At 41.8% G+C, this 17,479-nt stretch carries 21 protein-coding genes; 13 read left to right on the top strand and 8 right to left on the bottom strand.

Annotated elements, in window-relative coordinates:
* The first annotated feature begins 2 nt into the window (after nucleotides 1-2).
* The gene (gene pdxR / locus C5Z25_RS03975) at nucleotides 3-1,391 is read left to right on the top strand and encodes a MocR-like pyridoxine biosynthesis transcription factor PdxR (RefSeq protein ID WP_105451441.1); all 1,389 of its coding nucleotides are present in this window, start codon (nucleotides 3-5) and stop codon (nucleotides 1,389-1,391) included.
* A 68-nt stretch (nucleotides 1,392-1,459) separates the two neighbouring features.
* Here the strand turns inward: pdxR and zwf are convergent, their stop codons facing one another.
* The 3 genes from zwf to C5Z25_RS03960 all read right to left on the bottom strand — a co-directional run bounded on the left by zwf (nucleotide 1,460) and on the right by C5Z25_RS03960 (nucleotide 4,383).
* Nucleotides 1,460-2,941, bottom strand: a complete 1,482-nt coding sequence (gene zwf, locus C5Z25_RS03970; protein WP_105451440.1) for a glucose-6-phosphate dehydrogenase — start codon at nucleotides 2,939-2,941, stop codon at nucleotides 1,460-1,462.
* A gap of 127 nt (nucleotides 2,942-3,068) precedes the next feature.
* Nucleotides 3,069-3,422, bottom strand: coding sequence for an SdpI family protein (locus C5Z25_RS03965; RefSeq protein ID WP_105451439.1), 354 nt, complete (start codon nucleotides 3,420-3,422; stop codon nucleotides 3,069-3,071).
* Nucleotides 3,423-3,588: 166 nt separating this feature from the next.
* Complete coding sequence (locus tag C5Z25_RS03960; RefSeq protein WP_105451438.1) at nucleotides 3,589-4,383, bottom strand: SDR family oxidoreductase; 795 nt, start codon at nucleotides 4,381-4,383, stop codon at nucleotides 3,589-3,591.
* Nucleotides 4,384-4,523: 140 nt separating this feature from the next.
* Between C5Z25_RS03960 and C5Z25_RS03955 the strand changes: the two genes are divergently transcribed.
* The 3 genes from C5Z25_RS03955 (at nucleotide 4,524) to C5Z25_RS03945 (ending at nucleotide 7,735) form a co-directional block, all read left to right on the top strand.
* Nucleotides 4,524-5,063, top strand: a complete 540-nt coding sequence (locus C5Z25_RS03955; RefSeq protein ID WP_105451437.1) for a TetR/AcrR family transcriptional regulator — start codon at nucleotides 4,524-4,526, stop codon at nucleotides 5,061-5,063.
* A 94-nt stretch (nucleotides 5,064-5,157) separates the two neighbouring features.
* Complete coding sequence (locus tag C5Z25_RS03950; RefSeq protein ID WP_105451436.1) at nucleotides 5,158-6,546, top strand: class II fumarate hydratase; 1,389 nt, start codon at nucleotides 5,158-5,160, stop codon at nucleotides 6,544-6,546.
* Nucleotides 6,547-6,565: 19 nt separating this feature from the next.
* Nucleotides 6,566-7,735: an MDR family MFS transporter gene (locus C5Z25_RS03945; protein WP_105451435.1), complete on the top strand. Its 1,170-nt coding sequence runs from the start codon at nucleotides 6,566-6,568 to the stop codon at nucleotides 7,733-7,735.
* Between the two features lie 100 nt (nucleotides 7,736-7,835).
* Here C5Z25_RS03945 and nrdI read toward each other — a convergent pair whose 3' ends face one another.
* On the bottom strand, nucleotides 7,836-8,309 hold the full coding sequence (nrdI, locus tag C5Z25_RS03940; RefSeq protein WP_105451434.1) for a class Ib ribonucleoside-diphosphate reductase assembly flavoprotein NrdI: 474 nt from the start codon (nucleotides 8,307-8,309) through the stop codon (nucleotides 7,836-7,838).
* A 259-nt stretch (nucleotides 8,310-8,568) separates the two neighbouring features.
* On the opposite strand from nrdI, the gene C5Z25_RS03935 reads away from it, so the two are divergent.
* From C5Z25_RS03935 to C5Z25_RS03920, 4 genes are all read left to right on the top strand, one after another.
* Nucleotides 8,569-8,901 (top strand): bacteriocin immunity protein, encoded by a 333-nt coding sequence (locus tag C5Z25_RS03935; RefSeq protein ID WP_370447221.1) that lies wholly within the window; start codon nucleotides 8,569-8,571, stop codon nucleotides 8,899-8,901.
* Between the two features lie 133 nt (nucleotides 8,902-9,034).
* A complete protein-coding gene (locus C5Z25_RS03930; protein ID WP_105451432.1) occupies nucleotides 9,035-9,790 on the top strand; it encodes a hypothetical protein in 756 nt (251 codons plus the stop codon).
* A 72-nt stretch (nucleotides 9,791-9,862) separates the two neighbouring features.
* Nucleotides 9,863-10,321: a GHKL domain-containing protein gene (locus tag C5Z25_RS03925; protein ID WP_105451431.1), complete on the top strand. Its 459-nt coding sequence runs from the start codon at nucleotides 9,863-9,865 to the stop codon at nucleotides 10,319-10,321.
* 16 nt (nucleotides 10,322-10,337) lie between these two features.
* On the top strand, nucleotides 10,338-11,099 hold the full coding sequence (locus C5Z25_RS03920) for a LytR/AlgR family response regulator transcription factor (protein ID WP_105451430.1): 762 nt from the start codon (nucleotides 10,338-10,340) through the stop codon (nucleotides 11,097-11,099).
* 70 nt (nucleotides 11,100-11,169) lie between these two features.
* On the opposite strand, the gene C5Z25_RS03915 is transcribed toward C5Z25_RS03920, so the two are convergent.
* Nucleotides 11,170-12,546 (bottom strand): hemolysin family protein, encoded by a 1,377-nt coding sequence (locus C5Z25_RS03915; RefSeq protein WP_105451429.1) that lies wholly within the window; start codon nucleotides 12,544-12,546, stop codon nucleotides 11,170-11,172.
* 162 nt (nucleotides 12,547-12,708) lie between these two features.
* Here C5Z25_RS03915 and C5Z25_RS03910 point away from each other — a divergent pair, with 162 nt between their 5' ends.
* Entirely contained in the window at nucleotides 12,709-13,047 is a 339-nt protein-coding gene (locus C5Z25_RS03910; RefSeq protein WP_105451428.1) for a hypothetical protein, read from the top strand.
* A 34-nt stretch (nucleotides 13,048-13,081) separates the two neighbouring features.
* Nucleotides 13,082-13,498: an Hsp20/alpha crystallin family protein gene (locus C5Z25_RS03905; RefSeq protein ID WP_105451427.1), complete on the top strand. Its 417-nt coding sequence runs from the start codon at nucleotides 13,082-13,084 to the stop codon at nucleotides 13,496-13,498.
* A gap of 54 nt (nucleotides 13,499-13,552) precedes the next feature.
* Here the strand turns inward: C5Z25_RS03905 and C5Z25_RS03900 are convergent, their stop codons facing one another.
* The 3 genes from C5Z25_RS03900 to C5Z25_RS03890 form a co-directional block, all read right to left on the bottom strand.
* Nucleotides 13,553-14,206 (bottom strand): YczE/YyaS/YitT family protein, encoded by a 654-nt coding sequence (locus C5Z25_RS03900; protein WP_234002777.1) that lies wholly within the window; start codon nucleotides 14,204-14,206, stop codon nucleotides 13,553-13,555.
* Entirely contained in the window at nucleotides 14,199-14,627 is a 429-nt protein-coding gene (locus C5Z25_RS03895) for a MarR family winged helix-turn-helix transcriptional regulator (RefSeq protein ID WP_105451426.1), read from the bottom strand. Before C5Z25_RS03895 ends, C5Z25_RS03900 begins: the two co-directional genes overlap by 8 nt.
* A gap of 131 nt (nucleotides 14,628-14,758) precedes the next feature.
* Nucleotides 14,759-15,115, bottom strand: a complete 357-nt coding sequence (locus C5Z25_RS03890; RefSeq protein ID WP_105451425.1) for a hypothetical protein — start codon at nucleotides 15,113-15,115, stop codon at nucleotides 14,759-14,761.
* Nucleotides 15,116-15,260: 145 nt separating this feature from the next.
* Between C5Z25_RS03890 and C5Z25_RS03885 the strand changes: the two genes are divergently transcribed.
* The 3 genes from C5Z25_RS03885 (at nucleotide 15,261) to C5Z25_RS03875 (ending at nucleotide 17,409) form a co-directional block, all read left to right on the top strand.
* Nucleotides 15,261-15,785 (top strand): DUF1836 domain-containing protein, encoded by a 525-nt coding sequence (locus C5Z25_RS03885; RefSeq protein ID WP_105451424.1) that lies wholly within the window; start codon nucleotides 15,261-15,263, stop codon nucleotides 15,783-15,785.
* Nucleotides 15,786-15,992: 207 nt separating this feature from the next.
* Complete coding sequence (locus tag C5Z25_RS03880; protein ID WP_105451423.1) at nucleotides 15,993-16,742, top strand: LytR/AlgR family response regulator transcription factor; 750 nt, start codon at nucleotides 15,993-15,995, stop codon at nucleotides 16,740-16,742.
* 13 nt (nucleotides 16,743-16,755) lie between these two features.
* Nucleotides 16,756-17,409: an HD domain-containing protein gene (locus tag C5Z25_RS03875; protein ID WP_105451422.1), complete on the top strand. Its 654-nt coding sequence runs from the start codon at nucleotides 16,756-16,758 to the stop codon at nucleotides 17,407-17,409.
* Nucleotides 17,410-17,479: the final 70 nt, after the last annotated feature.

Raw genomic sequence — 17,479 nt, 5'->3', positions numbered from 1 at the left:
TTATGCCACTTGATCGTCACTCAGCGACACCGTTGTATTTACAGCTTTATCACCAATTGCGAGCGAGTTATGTGCCCCAACAATCGGCCCATCAAAAGTTATGGTCGATTCGAAAACAAGCACAAAATCTTGGCGTTTCGAAGACAACGGTAGAACAGGCCTATGAACAATTATTGGCAGAGGGATATGTATATGCGGTGCCTGGCAGTGGTTATTATTTTAATGATATTCGTCATTGGCCTGCGACGGCTAAGCCGGTCATCCCAATCCCGCCACGGCGGATTGCCCCGCGACCCATTCAATTTGATTTTCGTTATGGGGTGACTGAGGTTTTAAAACCCAGTTGGAATAGCTGGAAACGAGCTGTCCGCTTGGCACTACAACAAACTGAGCAGGCGCCTACCGAACTGTATCCAGATGCGCAAGGTTTGTTGACGTTACGCGAACAACTGGTGGTTTTTTTGCGGCAAACGCGTGGGGTTCAATGCCAGGCTGATCAGATTGTCATTACCAATGGGCCTAAAACTGGCCTTAGCTTATTGCTGAGCTTGCTGCCAGCTGGGACGGTGGGCATTGAAAATCCCGGTTATCGTGGGTTAGCAACCTTGATTGCTGGGGTTGGTCACCAAGCAGTGCGCTTACCAGTTACCACGGCTGGCGTGGACTTAACTGCCATTGAGCAACAACAGCCACAGGTCGTTTATACAACGCCATCCCACCAATTTCCATTAGGTTATGCGTTGCCGATTGCCCAACGCTTAGCCTTATTGCAATGGGCCGCCGAACATCAGCGTTTAATCGTGGAGGACGACTATGATAATGAATATCGTTATGATGCCCAACCTTTGCCAGCACTTCAATCGTTAGCTACAGCGGATCAAGTCGCCTATTTAGGGACGTTTGCCAAAGGAATTGATCCGACCTCACGCATGGGTTACGTGGTCTTACCAACAGCGTTGATGGCAACGTATCATCAGCAGTATCAATATCGCTCCGCCATGGTTGCAGGATTACTACAACAAACGATGGTGAACTACTTTGAAAGTGGGGCCTATTATCGGCATTTGAGCCGTAGTCGGGCCTTAAATCGCCAAAAATATCAGCGGGTGTGCCAATTGTTAGCGGCTACTGCACTGATTATGCCGATTGAAACGGGAGCTGGCTTACACCTAGTTGTCCAGATTCCAAATTTAGATCAAACGCAACTCTTAACCGCTTTAGAAGCTGCTGGTATTCGGATTTATCCGTTGGATTCGAATTGGGTTGCCATGCCTAGTCACGACTACTATTTATTAGGCTTTACGGCGTTGACGTTAGCGGAATTAACCGTCGCAATTCCGAAGTTAATCGCAGTTTGCCAGCGTTTGATAGCCAACAAGACGACCAAGTAAAAATGACTTGGAGTGATGAAATAACAAAAAAATGTCCCGCTGAGAAAAAATTCTCAGCGGGACATTGATTAACCTTTATAAATCCAGTCGTTACCATCACGCTTTAATAAGTCATCTGAAGCGGTTGGTCCCATAGTTCCAGGTTGGTAGTTCGGAAAGTCAGGGGTATGTTCATCCCAGTATTTCTGAATAACATCGACGAACTTCCAAGAATAGGCCACTTCTTGCCAGTGAGTAAAGTTGGTAGCATCGCCATTTAAGGCATCATGCAGTAAACGTTCGTATGCTTCAGGACTATTCGCCGTGGCTTCAGAATCGTGATCGAAATCGAGCTTGACGGGGGTCGTTGCAAAGCCTTGACCGACACATTTAGCATTCATCCGTAATTCAAAGCCTTCGGTTGGTTCAACGTTGATTGTCAAAACGTTTGGTTCTAAGCCATTATCAGGCGTTTGATCAGGATTGTCGTCGTGATTGAAAATATTCACAACGGGGCGTTTGAAGACCACATCAATCCGGGTAAACTTATCAGCTAAGCGTTTCCCAGTCCGCACGTAGAATGGCACACCTGACCAGCGGAAGTTATCAATCATCACTTTGCCGGCTACGAAAGTATCCGTATTGGACTCAGGTGAGATCTTATCTTCTTGCCGATAGCCTTTAGCTTCATCAGTAGGGGCGTATTGCCCACGAACAAAGTTAGTGGCAATTTCAGCAGGCTTATATGGTCGTAAACTACGTAAAGCTTTAACCTTTTCGACATCAATATCATTTTCGGTAAACTCAACGGGTTGATCCATTGTGAGTAAACTTAAAATTTGCAGAATATGATTTTGAACCATATCGCGTAAAGCACCGCTATTGTCATAATAAACGGCCCGTTCTTCAACACCCAACTTTTCACTTAACGTGATTTGAACGTTAGAGATGTACCGATTATTCCAAAGTGATTCCCAAATGTTATTGCCAAACCGAATGGCCGAAATATTTTGAATCATTTCTTTACCTAAGTAATGGTCGATGCGATAAATTTGGTTTTCATTGAAGGTTGCCGTTAATTGATCGTTTAATTCCTTGGCACTATCGTAATCATGGCCGAATGGCTTTTCGATAATGACCCGGTTGAAGCCATTTGGGGTCAAGATATTTTCAGACTTCAAATGTTGCGCAATCGTACCAAAGAAATTAGGGGCCATGGCTAGGTAGAAAATTCGATTACCTTGTAAGCCGTATTGTTGGTCTAACTTTTCAGACAATTGTTTTAGCGTCACGTAATGTTGCGCATCTGTCACATCATGGGATTGGTAATAAAAATGACTCGCAAATTTAGAGACCGTGGCTGGATCAGCGTGTAAGCTGGCCAGTGAATCCGTAATGATTTGATGATAATGTTCATCCGTCCAGGGCCGTCGGGCAGTCCCGATTACGGCAAAGTGCGCTTGTAAATAACCCTTTTGATAAAGCTTAAATAACGAAGGGTAGAGTTTGCGTTGAGCTAAGTCACCGGTACCACCAAAAATGGTGAACAGGGCGATTTTTTCTTCAGTCATCTATTTCACTTCTTTACTAGAAATATTAATTAAATTACATTAATTTGGAATTAAGGTTTTAAACTTGTAAAAGTTACCATTACTAATATTAAGCAATTAATAGTAGCGGTCAATTATAATGCACTGGTTAGGCTTTCGATTGTGGCTTATCAGGAAATTCATGTCGCAATTCACGTTCGGTGGCAATGTTTTGTAGAATTAGACCAGCCCCTAGTGCAATGGCTTGTAAGTTCACACTTTGCAGGCCAGCAATGTTAAAAATGCCACCTAAGACTGCGCCAATGAAAAGCAGACCAAAGATTTCAATTCCCAACATGGCATAGAAATGTTGGGCAAATTTCCAGGTTTGTTCATTCTTGATGGCGCGTTGTGACATGTAACCAGCTAACGAATGCATTTTTGGCATCCGAATACGCTGGTAAACCCAAATAAGTAAAATGACCAAAAAACCAGTCGCTAAACCAAAATTATTACTCGACATCTCGTTACCCCGCCATTTCATAGATTAACGCCAAAACTACGTTTAATAACATTATAACAATCATCAACCGAGGTCGTCGACTATCAAGTCGAAAAAGTGTTAATTTCTCGTTTTTTTAAATAAAATCAGTAATATCGGTGAGCATAAGATGGTGTCAGTGATTTAATTAATGCGTATCTTTTTTGAAAAATGCAGTCAAAGTTTGCTTACCCCAAATATGGGTGATGGTATTAGGCATTATCTTCATAAATTGACGTAAGACGGCAGTGAACCCAACGTTGACTTGGAGACGGTTTTTCGCCATCCCCTTAATACCAGCATCAACTAATTTTGATAACGGTGAACTAACCATTTTTGTTAAGCGGTCATTATCGTATTGTGAAGTTAGGTTAGTTTCGGTAACTAATGGCGGGAGTAATTCTAGAACATGAATATTTAAGCCTTTAGCTCGAATTTGTTCACGTAAGGCATCGGTGTACATATGAACGCCCGTTTTTGAAGCGGAATAGATTGGTGAATCGGCGACGGACATCAGTGCAAGTAGTGAGCTGACGTTGACAATCATGGCTTCCGGTTGCTTTTGTAAAAGTGGTAATAAGGATTTAGTGACATAAATCGTGCCGTATAAATTAGTTTGGATTTCAGCCGTTAAATCAGGTAGTGCAATTTTTGAATCGAATAAATCATATTGACGCATAATACCGGCCGAATTTAAAATAATCGTTAATTTTGGAAAATCATGATTTAAAGTGTCAGCTAAGGCTTGAACATCTTTAGGTTGGCTAACATCAGCAGCAATCCCATGAAGTTTGGGATATTTAGCCAGTAGCGTATCCAACTTAGATTGTGATCGGCCGACAATAATGACGGTATTGCCCATGGACATGAGTCTAATCGCAAATGCTAATCCGATACCCGAGGTACCGCCAGTGATTAGAATGGTTTCATTTTTTAATTTCATAAGTTGCTCCTGTCAATTGAATTATTTAGATGATGTGATGTATTGTAGCACCGATAGTTACAAAAATCAAAAAATGTTACTTAAGGTGAGCATAATCAGGATAAGCTGTGCTAAAATAAGGCTTTAAGGAGTTGATGACGATGAGAAAAGTGACGAATGAGCTGATCATTCAAACAGCGGAGCTACTATTAGCAACCGATGACGATGTGACGTTAGCTAAAATAGGTCATGAATTAAATATTACGCATGCAGCGCTGTATAAGCATTTTAAAAATAAGGACGACTTATGGACAGCGGTCTTGAAACAGTGGTTTAGTCGAGAAATCATTGCTAAAATTACGACACCGCCAGCGGCTACACCGGCAACAGTGGCGTTGAAAGCTTGGTTATGGCAACTGGTCAATGCGAAGAAAACAACCTACAATACGAATCCAAGGATGTTTGCATTAAATACACAGTATATTGATGATCGACCACTTGTCTTGCGGGAAGTCCTACAACCTGCGTATCTTGAAATCAATCGAATTATGGGTTATGAAACAGGTGGTACAGCTAAAGCTGAGGCGATTATGGCCGCTTTGACTGTGTTTATGCTGCCGACGTTTAAAGAAACGTGGAATTGGCCTGATTATAAGGAACGCTTTGATGTGTTATGGGAATTAATTGAGCCGGGACTGTGAGTGAGGCAAGTTAAGTTGGTGAGAAAATTCTTAGGCGCCGTCTCGAGGAGAGCGTATACTTAGGGATAATCATTGACTGAGGAGGATTTTTTAAATGGAAGAATATCGTGAAGAAACCGATACGTTGGGGCCAGTTAAGATTCCTGCCACCGCTTTATGGGGGCCACAAACGGAACGTAGTCGCCATAATTTTCCGCATGGAGACGTGATGCCGGTGCAAGTTATTCGGGCCTTATTACAAATTAAGCAGGCTGCAGCGCGCGTGAATCAACAAGTGGGAACGCTGACGGCCGCCAAAGCAACTGTGATTGAACAAGCGGCCAAACAGCTTTTAGCCTTAGATGACGCTGAGCTAATGGCGGATTTTCCGTTGCATGTTTATCAGACGGGGTCGGGGACGCAAACGAATATGAATGTGAACGAAGTATTGGCCCATGTCGCGGCGCAACTTGATCCGGCTACGCCGGTAACGCCCAATGACGATATCAATCAATCACAAAGTTCGAATGACACTTTTCCAACGGCAATGAATATTGCGGCGACCTTGGCATTAGTGCCGGTCGTGACGCAACTACAAGCGTTAATCACGGCATTAACTGCGAAGCAGCTGCAGTATTGGCACACCGTTAAGATTGGTCGGACCCATTTACAAGATGCCACGCCTTTAACTTTTGGCCAAGAAATCAGTGGTTGGGTTAGTATGTTAACCCATGATTTAGGCTATGTGAATCAGTTGAAAGCAGCCTTATTAGCGTTACCGATTGGGGGCACCGCAGTTGGGACTGGCTTAAATACGCCACCGGCCTTTGCGGCCAAAATGACGGCTAATCTTGCTGTGACTTATCAGGTCGCTTTTCGACCTGCCGATAATAATTTTGCTGGATTAGCGGCACATTCGGAATTAACCGTGGTTCATGGCGCGTTACGGACGTTAGCGGCGGATTTAGTCAAAATTGGTAACGATTTGCGGTTCTTAGCTAGTGGGCCACGGGCCGGTTATGGCGAATTAAGTATTCCGGCCAATGAGCCTGGCTCATCAATTATGCCGGGAAAAGTCAATCCCACGCAGATTGAAGCGTTGACGATGGCGGCGGCCCGCGTGATGGGGAATGATACTACCATCACTTTTGCGGCTAGTCAGGGAAATTTTGAAATGAATGTTTACAAACCAGTAATTATTGCGGCCTTTTTGGAATCGGCTGAGTTATTGAGTGGCACGATTGAAGGTTTAACCACGAAATTAGTCGCAGGCCTGACGGTGAATGCTGAGCGGATGCAGGCGTTAGTTGATGAGTCTTTAATGACGGTTACGGCGTTGTCACCAAAAATTGGGTATCATCATGCGGCTGAGATTGCGCAACTGGCTGAACGAGCTGGGTCAACGTTACGGGAGGCAGCTTTAAAGAGTGGTTATGTCACTGGTCCTGATTTTGATCAATGGGTTGACCCCTTAAAAATGACGAATATTGATCGTTCAAAATAGAAAAACTTAGGTGAAATTAATGCAAAAAGAAGTTCGGTTACGGTGGCTGTTTATTGCCAATTTGCTTAATAATGCGGGGGCAGCTTTTATGTGGCCGTTGACTACGGTTTACATGCACAATTATTTGCATCAAACGTTAACATTTTCAGGCATTATTCTGTTCTGCATGTCGTTAGCGATGATTTTAGGAAACTTTGTGGGCGGCCGATTATTTGACCGTTGGCGCCCGTATTGGACGGCTATTTTAGGCGTGACCATTTCGACTATTGCGTTAATGATATTGGTCTTTTGGCACAGCTTGTGGCCATACGCTGGTGGTTTAATTTTAGTTGGTTTTGGTGACGGAATTAGTATGACGGTCGTCAATGCTTACGCGGCTACAGTCACGACTAAGTCGAATCGCGTGGTCTTTAACTTATTATATATGGCTTTAAATGTGGGCGTTGTTATCGGGACATTGCTCGTGGGCTATTTGTTGGATCTGGGGATTAACGTGGTTTTCATGGTAGCAACCTTATGCTACCTTGGGTTGTTTGCGATTGTGTTGACAACCTTTAATGTTGCCCCCGTTGCGACGAAGCAACCGGAAACTGTGACTAAGGTGACGACTGATCAGACCTCTAGTCGTAAGCGCCACTTGATTTGGCTCATTTGCTTGATGATTTTCACCATTTATCTGAGTTATGCACTTTGGGAGAGTCTCTTGTCGGTCCACATGACGAACTTAGGAATTCCATTCCGGCAATACAGTGAAGTTTGGACCATTAATGGCTTACTGATTATTGCGAGCCAACCGGTGGTGACGTTGTTTAATGAGCGTTTTAAGATTGGCACGCAAATTGGTTTTGGCATCACGTTGTTTGCACTATCTTTCTTGGGCCTAGTCTTTGCCCGGCAATATGTTGATTTTATTATTATTATGGTTGTTCTAACGGTGGGCGAAGTGATTGGTCTGCCAATCGTGCCTGCGTGGATTGATGATATGGCCGCAGCTAATCAACGTGGCAAATATCAAGGTCGTTTCAATATGGCATTGTCGTTGGGGCGGGCAGTGGGCCCGTTATTTGGTGGGATGATGGTTGCCCAGTTCTCGTACTCAGTGTTGTTTATCACGGTGACTGCAGTCATGCTTATGACTTTAGGCATTGTGTTAGTTAAGGCGCGGCAAGCCCATCTGTTGAATGGCTAACTCGTTTTTCAAGTGATGGCCAAATCATTAATCGCTTAAAAGCAAAAGGTACACTAGCAAATTTTTAGTTTGCTAGTGTACCTTTTATAATTTGTAGGGCTTAATCAGTTAAAGCTTGTAGCCGTTCTTTCATAACGTTATAAACACGTTCAGTATCCACTGAGGTGCCGCGTAATTCGTAATCGGCAATGAAGTCGGTGTCTAATTGTTCAGCGTAACGGCGTGCAGTTAAACAGTATTGATCATTAAAGTTACGGTTACCACTACCGACCACGCCGAGGCATTGGTTGGCATTTTGATCGTAATTGAGGTATTCACCTAAAACGTTGGTCATTAATTCTTTGACCCCGTTATCAATACCGTTACCACCATCTAAGTAGGTTGGAACAAAGGCGAAGTAAGGTTTTGTTTCAATTGCAAAGTCAGATTGTTCCGTAATTTCTTTTAATGTAATTAACGGATTATTTTCATCTGCAGCGTGTTGAGTCTTAGCGTAGTCTTGCATCCGAGTTACAAATGAACGGGTATTACCTTCAATGGAAAGATAAATGATATTAATGGTTGTTTCGCTCACGGTCATTTCCTCATTTCTGTCTTAAAGTTGTAGCCTAATTTTACGCTGTGGAGGTTAGTTTTGCAAACTAATTGTAAGCGATAACGTTATTATTGGCTATTAGGAAGGGTGGTCTTAGTGTTCATGATGGATTTATGCGGTTACAGGATGTTTTTGGCTGGGCGGTGAAAAAACGACTAAAGTAATAAGTGTTCAAGTTAAGAATTGTTTTGACGATTAGGAGGTCAAAAATATGAGTAACGAGACAAAGAACCGCGATATGGCTAAGGCCTACATTCAGGTGTTACTAACAAGTTTTAAAAATCACGAGCAACAACCTGGCGAGCTTTTAGATATGATAGATGTTTTGGCGCAGGTTTATAAAAAGCTTGATAAAGCTAAGGATTCGGCCGCATTAGTGAATCGGCTAGTTAATTATATTCGTAGTATGGCCATTAAAGGGCGGATTCATTTTCCAGCAGAGGAAGAGGATTTGATGATTAAGCTCAGTGCAATTGGGAAAAAGGCTGGCTTAAACGGTTTATATATGGCTGATTTTTCTGATAAATCACAATTTTATGGCTTTTTAGAAAAATTTCCACGGCACAGTTAACGCCGCTTTTGATGGCGAAGGCCGTGACTTAATGTGCGCCTGGACGAATTTATTTTAATAATCATTAAAACTATATAAAAACTATGATACATTGAAGGAATGATAAACGCGATAGTTAGAGGTGCCAAGCATTATGCAAGTTGATATGCGAGCTTATATTTTTCAAATGTTTACCGATATTATTATATTGTATGCTTTTTCAAATCGTATTAATAATCAGCAATTTTCAACCGGGAAAAAAGTGATGGGTTATGGCCTAGCACCATTGATTTTAATCCTCAATGTTCAAGGTGACTTTAGTGTCTATCTGCTTTATATGGGATTGATCTATCTCATTAATTACCAGTTTCATTGGGTGCCACGAGGGGTTAATTTATTATTATTTGCAGGCGATTGTATTATTTTAGCATCGTTTATTGCCAATGCCGTTTCAGTCCCTTTTGTTAATTTTGCAGTTAAGCAAGGCTGGTTTTTTGTGATAGCGACGCAATTAGTTGAAGTAGGCGTTTTGACATTAATTGTTAGGTATTTAAAAAAGCCGATTAATAGCTTATTTTCAGATCAGAATTTTCAAGTGCTATTAATGATTTTGCAATTAATTTTATTAGTCATTTTTTATTTTTTCATTCAACTGGCTAATAAGGTCGGTGTTTATGATAAGTTTACATTTGGCACGTTGATATTTGCCATTATCGAGTGTTTATTACTTGCTGGGGTATTCTTGAATGCTTATTTACGGTCTAAAAGGCGTTATCAAGCCAAGCTTGAACAGCAACAATTAGACAATTTACGAACTTATACGAAGCAATTGGAACAGAGTCAAACTAAGCTAAGAAAGTTCCGGCATGACTATAAAAATATGTTGCTTAGTTTGTCTGAATTGACGTAGATTGGTGATTTGCGAGCGGTAAAACATTATCTGAATGAACTACAAATATATTCTAATCAAGAATTAAGTGAAATGACTGATCATTATCAGGATATTGGTAATGTCAATGAGATTCATATGAAAAGTATCTTGTTGACTAAGCTATTCGCCATAGAAAATCAAGGCATTAAGTATCGCTTTGAATGTCGAACGCCGATTCAGCCACTGACCATCAATCCTTTTGATATGGTGCGATTGCTTAGTATTACATTAGATAATGCGATTGAGGCCGTCCAAGATAATCAGCATAAATATATTACAATTGTTATCTATCAAGCACCGACCAGTCTAAATATTATGATTGAAAATACTGATCAGACCTCGGCTAGCGATGTGAACACGTTAAGACAGTTAGGTACAACAACTAAGCAGAAGCATAGCGGTTTAGGGTTATCAATTATTGATGATATTCGGCATAAATATCATAACGTCTTAGTCTCCTACAAATGGATCCCAGCAAAATTTTCAGTTCAGATTACCATTGAAACGTAGAAAGTAGGTTTAACTGATGTATCCAATTGTTATTTGTGAAGATAGCTCGATTCAATTGAGGCAACTCACACACATCGTCAAAGATTATGTCATGTTTCACGATGCTGAGTTTGAGTTAGCTTTAAGTACAACAACGCCGCATGATTGTTTGACTTATTTGAAGCAAGCTAAGCCTGAAAACGGTATTTATCTATTGGATATTGATTTGAATGCTGATATTGATGGTATTGAGTTGGCTGAAAAAATTCGAGCGGTGGATGTTCAGGCTAAACTGATCTTTATTACGACTCATGATGAAATGGCACCAATTACGTTGAAACGACAGTTAGAAGTGCTAGGGTTTATCAGTAAGGATCAGCCTGTGGAGAAAATTCGGGCTGAAATTATTGATAACTTAGCTTTAGCGCAGCAGCGCTCATTGGCAGCCGCAACGACGCGACAACAAAATTTTGCGTTCACGGTTGGCAGCCGAATTTTCAATCTTAATATACAAGAAATCTTACTCATAACTCCGGCTGATATTCCACATCGGCTTAAATGCTATGCGCAAGCGGGTGAATACGAGTTTTATGGGAAGTTATCAGCGCTTGAAAAGCAATATCAGCAGTTGTTTCGCTGTTCAAAATCAGCCTTAATTAATGTGGATAATGTGATTGAATATGATGTTAAAACTAAACTAATTTATTTTGGTGATGGCTTGAGTTGCAAGTGTTCAATGACTAAAGTTAAAGCCTTGAAGAAGCGACTAAAAGTTAATGGCATTGTTGGGGAACAATAACCGGCGTCGGTCGTTAGCTAACAAAAAACACTGCTCGAAAAATCATTGATTTTTCGAGCAGTGTTTTTTGTTATTTTTTATCATCATTAGCTGCGTTATCGACCGTTGAAGCAGTCGTTGAAGTAGTTCGACGACTAACTTCAAACCAGTTAATATACGCATTTTCAAAATCTAACGCTTTAAAATCAAAGTCAGCAATTGTAATCGTATCGCCAGCCTGAATCTTAGGGAAATTATCTAAGATATAGCCCGTTAAAGTGACCACATCCGAATCCTCGAATTCTTGCAAGTCGGTCTTGAAGAACCGTTCGAAATCATAAAGGGTCATTTTACCACTAATCTGGTAAATACCATCGGCTTGTTTTTCAATGTATTCGGTTGAAACATTGTCGATTTCATCATTAACGGTCCCAAAGAGTTCTTCATAAATATCTTTATCAGTAACAATCCCACTCGTCCCACCATATTCGTCGACAACCACGACGATGGGGGTCTGCTTATCAATCATCTTTTGCAAGATAGCTTGAATCGGCGTTGTTTCGGGAATAGTAATGATATTTCGGAGCACTTTGTTAACCCGAATTTCGTCATCAACTTCACCTTGGCGGATTAAATCATAGTTGTAAACATAACCTAAGATTTTATCCTTATCGTTGTTAGCGACAACGGGCAGCCGACTGAAGCGCTTTTGTAAGTAAACGCGAATCGCTTGTTTAACCGTATCGTTAATATCAATTACGACTAGTTGCGTTCGGTCAATCATAATATCCTTAGCAATCTTGTCGTTAAATTCAAAGGCCCGTTCCATGTAGAGATAGTCGTCACGGTCAAGTTGACCGCCTGAAACGGCGTTACGCGACAAGTTCAAGATTTCAGCTTGTGAATAGACATCATTATCTTCATTAGCTACAGGAATGCCTAGCAGCTTGACCACGCCGGTTGATGAGGTATTCAACAGCCAAACGAATGGATAGAAGATGACATGGAACCACCGTAGTGGCGTTGTAATGACTGCCATGACTTTTAAAGGCATATCAATCGCAATATTTTTAGGGACGATTTCAGTTAGAACAACTTCTAAGTAAGTTAGGATGAAGACCCCTAAAATAATGCTAATAACACGCAAAATAGAGGTGCTGATGGATAAGTTGAACAAATCCAATAGTTGTAGGACAAAGTGTTCGGTTGTTTGTTCACCGATCCACCCTAAGATAATCCCAGCTAATGAGACCCCCACCTGCGTGGTTGAAAGATATTCGTTAAGGTTTTGTACCATGTGTAGTGATGTCGCAATCCGTTTAGACGGCTTATCACGTTTTTTTTGTTCTTCTTCGAGCGCACTTGGTCGGGTCTGAACTAAGGCAAATTCACAGGCAACGAAGAAAGCAGCGACGAAGAACGTAATGACAATAATGACTAAATTTGAAATTATCTGGCCACTGTCCAAAGAAACATTCCTCATTTCATTTAATTAAGTTACATCAATTATAACGCGAAGTAGCTACTATTATAAGGATAGTTACGATATTTTGCAATCGAAGAAAGAAGTTTAACGTTTAGCGATAATGGTGCTAGACTAAGGGTAGATTAAAAAAGGAGATCTTTTAAGATGCCAGTAGAAACGAAAACTAAGGTCCACGAGGATTCGAAGAAATTGGTTTATCAAGCTAGCGACGTGCAAAAGGCGATGGCTTTAATTCGGGCGCAAGGATATGTGACCCGTCACGACTTCAGTCAAATGGCAGATGCTGACTGGGCTGAAGGCTTTAATGAAAAGATTGAAGCGGCTTTTGCGAAGGTCGAAGGCGAAGACCCTTATATTTATTTTGAACAATTTGACTTTAAGGGCGGCGACATTGATTCAGTCATCTTTGATATGGATCGTGTCAAGACCCGGGAACATGCGTTAACGTTATTAGCTGACGCCATTCATCAAACGGCTTACTAAAAAAATAATTTTATTTGGGATGGGAGCATTAATCATGCATCAACAACTACGGCATCATTTGAACGAGTTACAACCAATTAATGTGTTAAAGCGACTGCATCAAGCGGTTCATACAGTGGTGACTGCACCATTAGTGATGAAAACGGATGTGGTTGAACATGATGATGACTACACGGTGACCGTTGAATTACCCGGTTTTGATAAAGCGGCGATTACCGTCACGTATGTTGATGACTGGTTGACCATTCGAGCGCGACAAGGAACGATGCGCAGTCAAGCGGATGATGGTCGCCGCTTACGACAGGAACGGCCACTGAAAGATTTGACACGGCGATTCTATTTTAAGAATGTGTTGAAAGATCAGATTCAGGCCCATTACAGTGATGGCTTGTTGATGGTGACTTTGACTAAAAAGGTGACCACACCGGCCGGTAAAATTACAATTCAATAATTAAAAGCATTAAGGGAAGCCTTTAGCCGGGCTAACCTTAATGCTTTTTTGGATTCAATTCGTTTTAAATTTAGCGACTAGTTTAGCGATGAGGGCAACGAAGCGGCCAGTTAATAAGGCGGCTAATACGGTTCCTTCACGAACGCCAATCAGACCGTGCAAAAAGACGAGTGCAATGATAACGGCGATGAGCACCATAGCAATATCACAATCAACTTTTAGCTTAGCGAATGGTTGATGGGTCACCAAGGCAATCGCCACCACGATTCCTTCGCCGGGCATGACAATTAGGCCAGCGTTGACTTCTAAATAAACGCCCACAGCTAAGATTAGGATACTGACAAAACTGACGATGAGTTGTCGCGGGTAAGTTGTAATGGGTAGGTGACCAAAGACGCGGACAAAATAATCAATTAAGGCACTAAAGAAAGCGGCCGGCAGTAGTTGTAATAAGTTCGTCCAAGAAAATTGACGCCGTAAAATCAACGCTTCTAGCATGATGGTGATAATCATGATAACAACGGTCATTTGCCCAATTGAGTAACGGCTAATTAGGCTTAAGACGTTGGGGATACTTGAAATTGGCGAGGTACCGATACCTGCTAATTTTGAGAGCGCGACGCCCATTGCCATGAAGAATAAGCCAAATAACAACATCACTAGGTGCAAAATGAATCGGTAGGGGGTACGCATCGTATTATTAGTCATCAGAATGCACCAAGGAGTCAAAGACTAGGCCCAGTTGCGAGGCAAAGGTCGCCGCGTCAATTTCAGGATGTTGATTAAATAAGTTAGTCCACCAAGTCGTCATGGCTGTTCGGAGCTCATCGGCTAAAGTTTGTCCAGTGGTGGTCAAGCTAATCTGGTGGGCGCGGTGGTCATTGGGATTGGGGTGGCGACTGACCAATGCTTGCTGCTCAAGCGTCTTTAGATTACGTGCTAATAAGCTTGAATCTAAACCCATCGCAGTGGCGATTTCTTTTTGGGATAGGCCATGATGATCATTAATAAATAAGATGACATCACTAATCGTGGCCCGCATATCGAGGCTGGAGATTTGCTGATTGAACTCGTTTTTTGAGCGGCGATAGATGCCAGCAATCAGTTTACTTAAATTATAGGTTTCCAATGTCAACAACTTCTTTCAATATAATGATGGATAAGTCCATTAAATGCTCAAAAGTCCATTTTGTCAATTGAATTGCAGGATGCAAAAAGGAGCTTGGCTTTTACACCAAACTCCACAATGACCAGAACCTATTATTCAGTTTTGGTTTCAGCTTCAGTTGATTGTGCTTTATTCGCATCCGAGATGCCCATGTGAATCGTTCGTGGCCGATCTTTGATAATGACGATTGTACCTTGGCCGAGAAAGTTCTTAGGCCCATCGTAAGCCATTTCGTATTCATTCGCGAATGAGCCGGACTTTTGCAAGGTCATGAAGAAAATCTTGTCATCTTCATAGTCATCACTAAACATGACTGCCATGGTGCTATCAATCAAGAGTTTTTCTTGGCGCATTGCTTTTAGGCGTTCCCATAAGCCGGTGATTACTGGTGCAGGAATTACGGCCTTAACATCGTCGCCAACGCGGTGTTTCTTAGTCATTTCATACATATATGGAACCACTTTTCTTTAAAATTTAAATCAACTCATAAATCATACCACAATCCATTATTAATGCTATTAATAAGGAAATCTAGTTTACATGACTAGTTAATCTGTATATAATGAGGATAAGCAATCAAGGAGGGGATATTTAATGGCAACTACCGAAACTTACACTGATTGGCGTCGACGGATGAGTAAAGTCATCCTGCCTAAGTGGACCGAATTACCAAATTTTGATTTGTATATGGATCAAGTTCTATTATTGATTAATGAAACTTTGCAGCCGTTAGGGGTCGACCCGGTCACTGCGGCGATGATTAACAATTACGTGAAGCATAAGGTGATTTTGTCGCCCGTTAAAAAGAAGTATCAGATTATGCAATTGGCGGACATTATCGTGATTAGTTTGCTTAAACCCAGCTACCCGTTAGACATGATTCGCCAAGGCATTGATCAAGTGACGGCAACTGGCTATCCTAAGCGGGCCTACGATAGTTTTATCACCACTTTAGTCGATCGGCTTCATCATTTAGACGAGCCGGCCCGGGTGTCTGATCAAGACTTAAGTGGCAGTTTGACTACCGCTGCTGCCCAATTGATTGTGGATAAATTACGGACTGATGAATTATTACGCTTGAATCAGGCCCAAACTCAACCGACCCAAATTGAAAAATAAAGTGAATCTGATGAGATTTATTGACTGATAAGTTAAATTTAGTCAATAGTCTCATTTTTAGTTGCTGTCAGGCGTGGGATTTAGTATGCTTAAGAAGACCTTTGATAGGTTGCGAACAATTAAATTGAACCAACTAGCGGTATAAATGACATTCACAACAGGCAGTTCATTAGTGAAGCTTATTTACCATGAGAAAGAGTGATTGATATGAAGGTGTTCATCAGTGACGATCAGGAACAACACCGTCTCTGGTTAACCGACATCATTACGGCGCAACTAAATGACTTGAATTTTGATTATGAGTTAGCGTCAGTTTGGCAACCGGCGGACGTGTTGCGAGCGGTAGAGATGAGTACTGGACCTAATTTATATTTTTTAGATATTGTTTTAAAACAAGAAACAACTGGAATTGAGCTTGCGTCGCAGATTCGTGACTATGATCCCGATGGATTTGTGGTTTATGTGAGTGCCCGAGATGACATGGTACCCGCAACATTAACTGCGATGACGACGCCGACTGGCTTTATTTCGAAGGCTGATTTATTTGATAAGGCCAAGTTTGTTCCCCGGATTCGACGTGTGTTACAAGTCATTCAAAAACGCTTAGAAACGATGCAACAGGCGCCGACGCCAACTTTGAATTTGCAGAGTGGCGCGTTATTATTGAAGTTGAGACTCGAAGATATCGTATACTGTGAAAAGGTACACGGATTGAGAACTGCGCGAATTGTGACGGATAATCAAGCTTATGTGGTGCGTAAAACGCTAAGTACGATTAAAGGTCAGTTGTCCCAACCGCACTTCTTTAACGATTTTCAGAGTTATGCACTGAACTTGGATAAAATTGTGACGGTAGATTTCAATAAGGGCGTGATTACGATGAGTAATGGCGATCACTTGTCGTTTAGTCGAGGCACAATTAAAAAGTTACGGGCTTATTATCAAACTGAAGATTAAGGATGATGATTAGATGATAACGGCGTCCCAATTAGTAGCAATTAAAACGTATGCCTTACAGCGATTAGCCAATGATCACAGCGGGCATGGCACAGATCATTTGGAACGGGTCGTTAAGTTAGCCCAACGGTTAGCTGTGGCAGAACAGGCGGATGTCACGCTGACCATGGCGGCGGCCTGGTTACACGATGTGATCGATGATAAATTAATGGTTGACCCTGAACAGGCCCACCAAGCGTTAGCGACGCAATTAACAACGATTGGCGTGACTACTGAAGCGCAAACGGCCATTTTTGAGATTATTGACCATATGTCCTTTAGTAAGTCTTTGAATGGGCCGCAAAAATTAAGTTTAGCAGGCCAAATTGTGCAAGATGCTGACCGGCTAGACGCTATTGGCGCAATTGGAATTGCCCGGGCGTTATATTATTCCGGGCACGTCGGTGAAAAAATCTATGATCCTGAGATTGCACCACGCGAACACCTCACTAAAGCGCAGTATCGCCAAGAACCAGGAACGGCAATCAATCATTTTTATGAAAAGCTATTCAAGTTGGCTGGTTTGATGAATACCACTGCTGCTAAGCAATTAGCGCAACGACGCACAGCTGTCATGCGCCAGTTTGTCACCCAATTTAAAGCAGAATGGGTTGCGGACGATGACTAAAGTGAGCTGACCTAAAAGTTACAAAAAGTGGGACTACCGGTAGTAAAATGCCGGTAGTCCCACTTTTCGA

This window comes from Lactobacillus sp. CBA3605, from assembly GCF_002970915.1.
In the GTDB taxonomy this organism is placed as follows: domain Bacteria; phylum Bacillota; class Bacilli; order Lactobacillales; family Lactobacillaceae; genus Lactiplantibacillus.
The sequence above is the reverse complement of the archived record's forward strand: the minus strand, read 5'-3'. Positions and strand labels throughout refer to the sequence as shown.

What these genes read in the sequence shown, in the direction of transcription:
- pdxR (WP_105451441.1), top strand. Translation starts at nt 3, where the DNA reads ATGCCACTTGATCGTCACTCAGCGACACCGTTGTATTTACAGCTTTAT.
- zwf (WP_105451440.1), bottom strand. Translation starts at nt 2,941, where the DNA reads ATGACTGAAGAAAAAATCGCCCTGTTCACCATTTTTGGTGGTACCGGT.
- C5Z25_RS03965 (WP_105451439.1), bottom strand. Translation starts at nt 3,422, where the DNA reads ATGTCGAGTAATAATTTTGGTTTAGCGACTGGTTTTTTGGTCATTTTA.
- C5Z25_RS03960 (WP_105451438.1), bottom strand. Translation starts at nt 4,383, where the DNA reads ATGAAATTAAAAAATGAAACCATTCTAATCACTGGCGGTACCTCGGGT.
- C5Z25_RS03955 (WP_105451437.1), top strand. Translation starts at nt 4,524, where the DNA reads ATGAGAAAAGTGACGAATGAGCTGATCATTCAAACAGCGGAGCTACTA.
- C5Z25_RS03950 (WP_105451436.1), top strand. Translation starts at nt 5,158, where the DNA reads ATGGAAGAATATCGTGAAGAAACCGATACGTTGGGGCCAGTTAAGATT.
- C5Z25_RS03945 (WP_105451435.1), top strand. Translation starts at nt 6,566, where the DNA reads ATGCAAAAAGAAGTTCGGTTACGGTGGCTGTTTATTGCCAATTTGCTT.
- C5Z25_RS03935 (WP_370447221.1), top strand. Translation starts at nt 8,569, where the DNA reads ATGGCTAAGGCCTACATTCAGGTGTTACTAACAAGTTTTAAAAATCAC.
- C5Z25_RS03930 (WP_105451432.1), top strand. Translation starts at nt 9,035, where the DNA reads ATGCAAGTTGATATGCGAGCTTATATTTTTCAAATGTTTACCGATATT.
- C5Z25_RS03925 (WP_105451431.1), top strand. Translation starts at nt 9,863, where the DNA reads ATGACTGATCATTATCAGGATATTGGTAATGTCAATGAGATTCATATG.
- C5Z25_RS03920 (WP_105451430.1), top strand. Translation starts at nt 10,338, where the DNA reads ATGTATCCAATTGTTATTTGTGAAGATAGCTCGATTCAATTGAGGCAA.
- C5Z25_RS03910 (WP_105451428.1), top strand. Translation starts at nt 12,709, where the DNA reads ATGCCAGTAGAAACGAAAACTAAGGTCCACGAGGATTCGAAGAAATTG.
- C5Z25_RS03905 (WP_105451427.1), top strand. Translation starts at nt 13,082, where the DNA reads ATGCATCAACAACTACGGCATCATTTGAACGAGTTACAACCAATTAAT.
- C5Z25_RS03900 (WP_234002777.1), bottom strand. Translation starts at nt 14,206, where the DNA reads ATGACTAATAATACGATGCGTACCCCCTACCGATTCATTTTGCACCTA.
- C5Z25_RS03890 (WP_105451425.1), bottom strand. Translation starts at nt 15,115, where the DNA reads ATGTATGAAATGACTAAGAAACACCGCGTTGGCGACGATGTTAAGGCC.
- C5Z25_RS03885 (WP_105451424.1), top strand. Translation starts at nt 15,261, where the DNA reads ATGGCAACTACCGAAACTTACACTGATTGGCGTCGACGGATGAGTAAA.
- C5Z25_RS03880 (WP_105451423.1), top strand. Translation starts at nt 15,993, where the DNA reads ATGAAGGTGTTCATCAGTGACGATCAGGAACAACACCGTCTCTGGTTA.
- C5Z25_RS03875 (WP_105451422.1), top strand. Translation starts at nt 16,756, where the DNA reads ATGATAACGGCGTCCCAATTAGTAGCAATTAAAACGTATGCCTTACAG.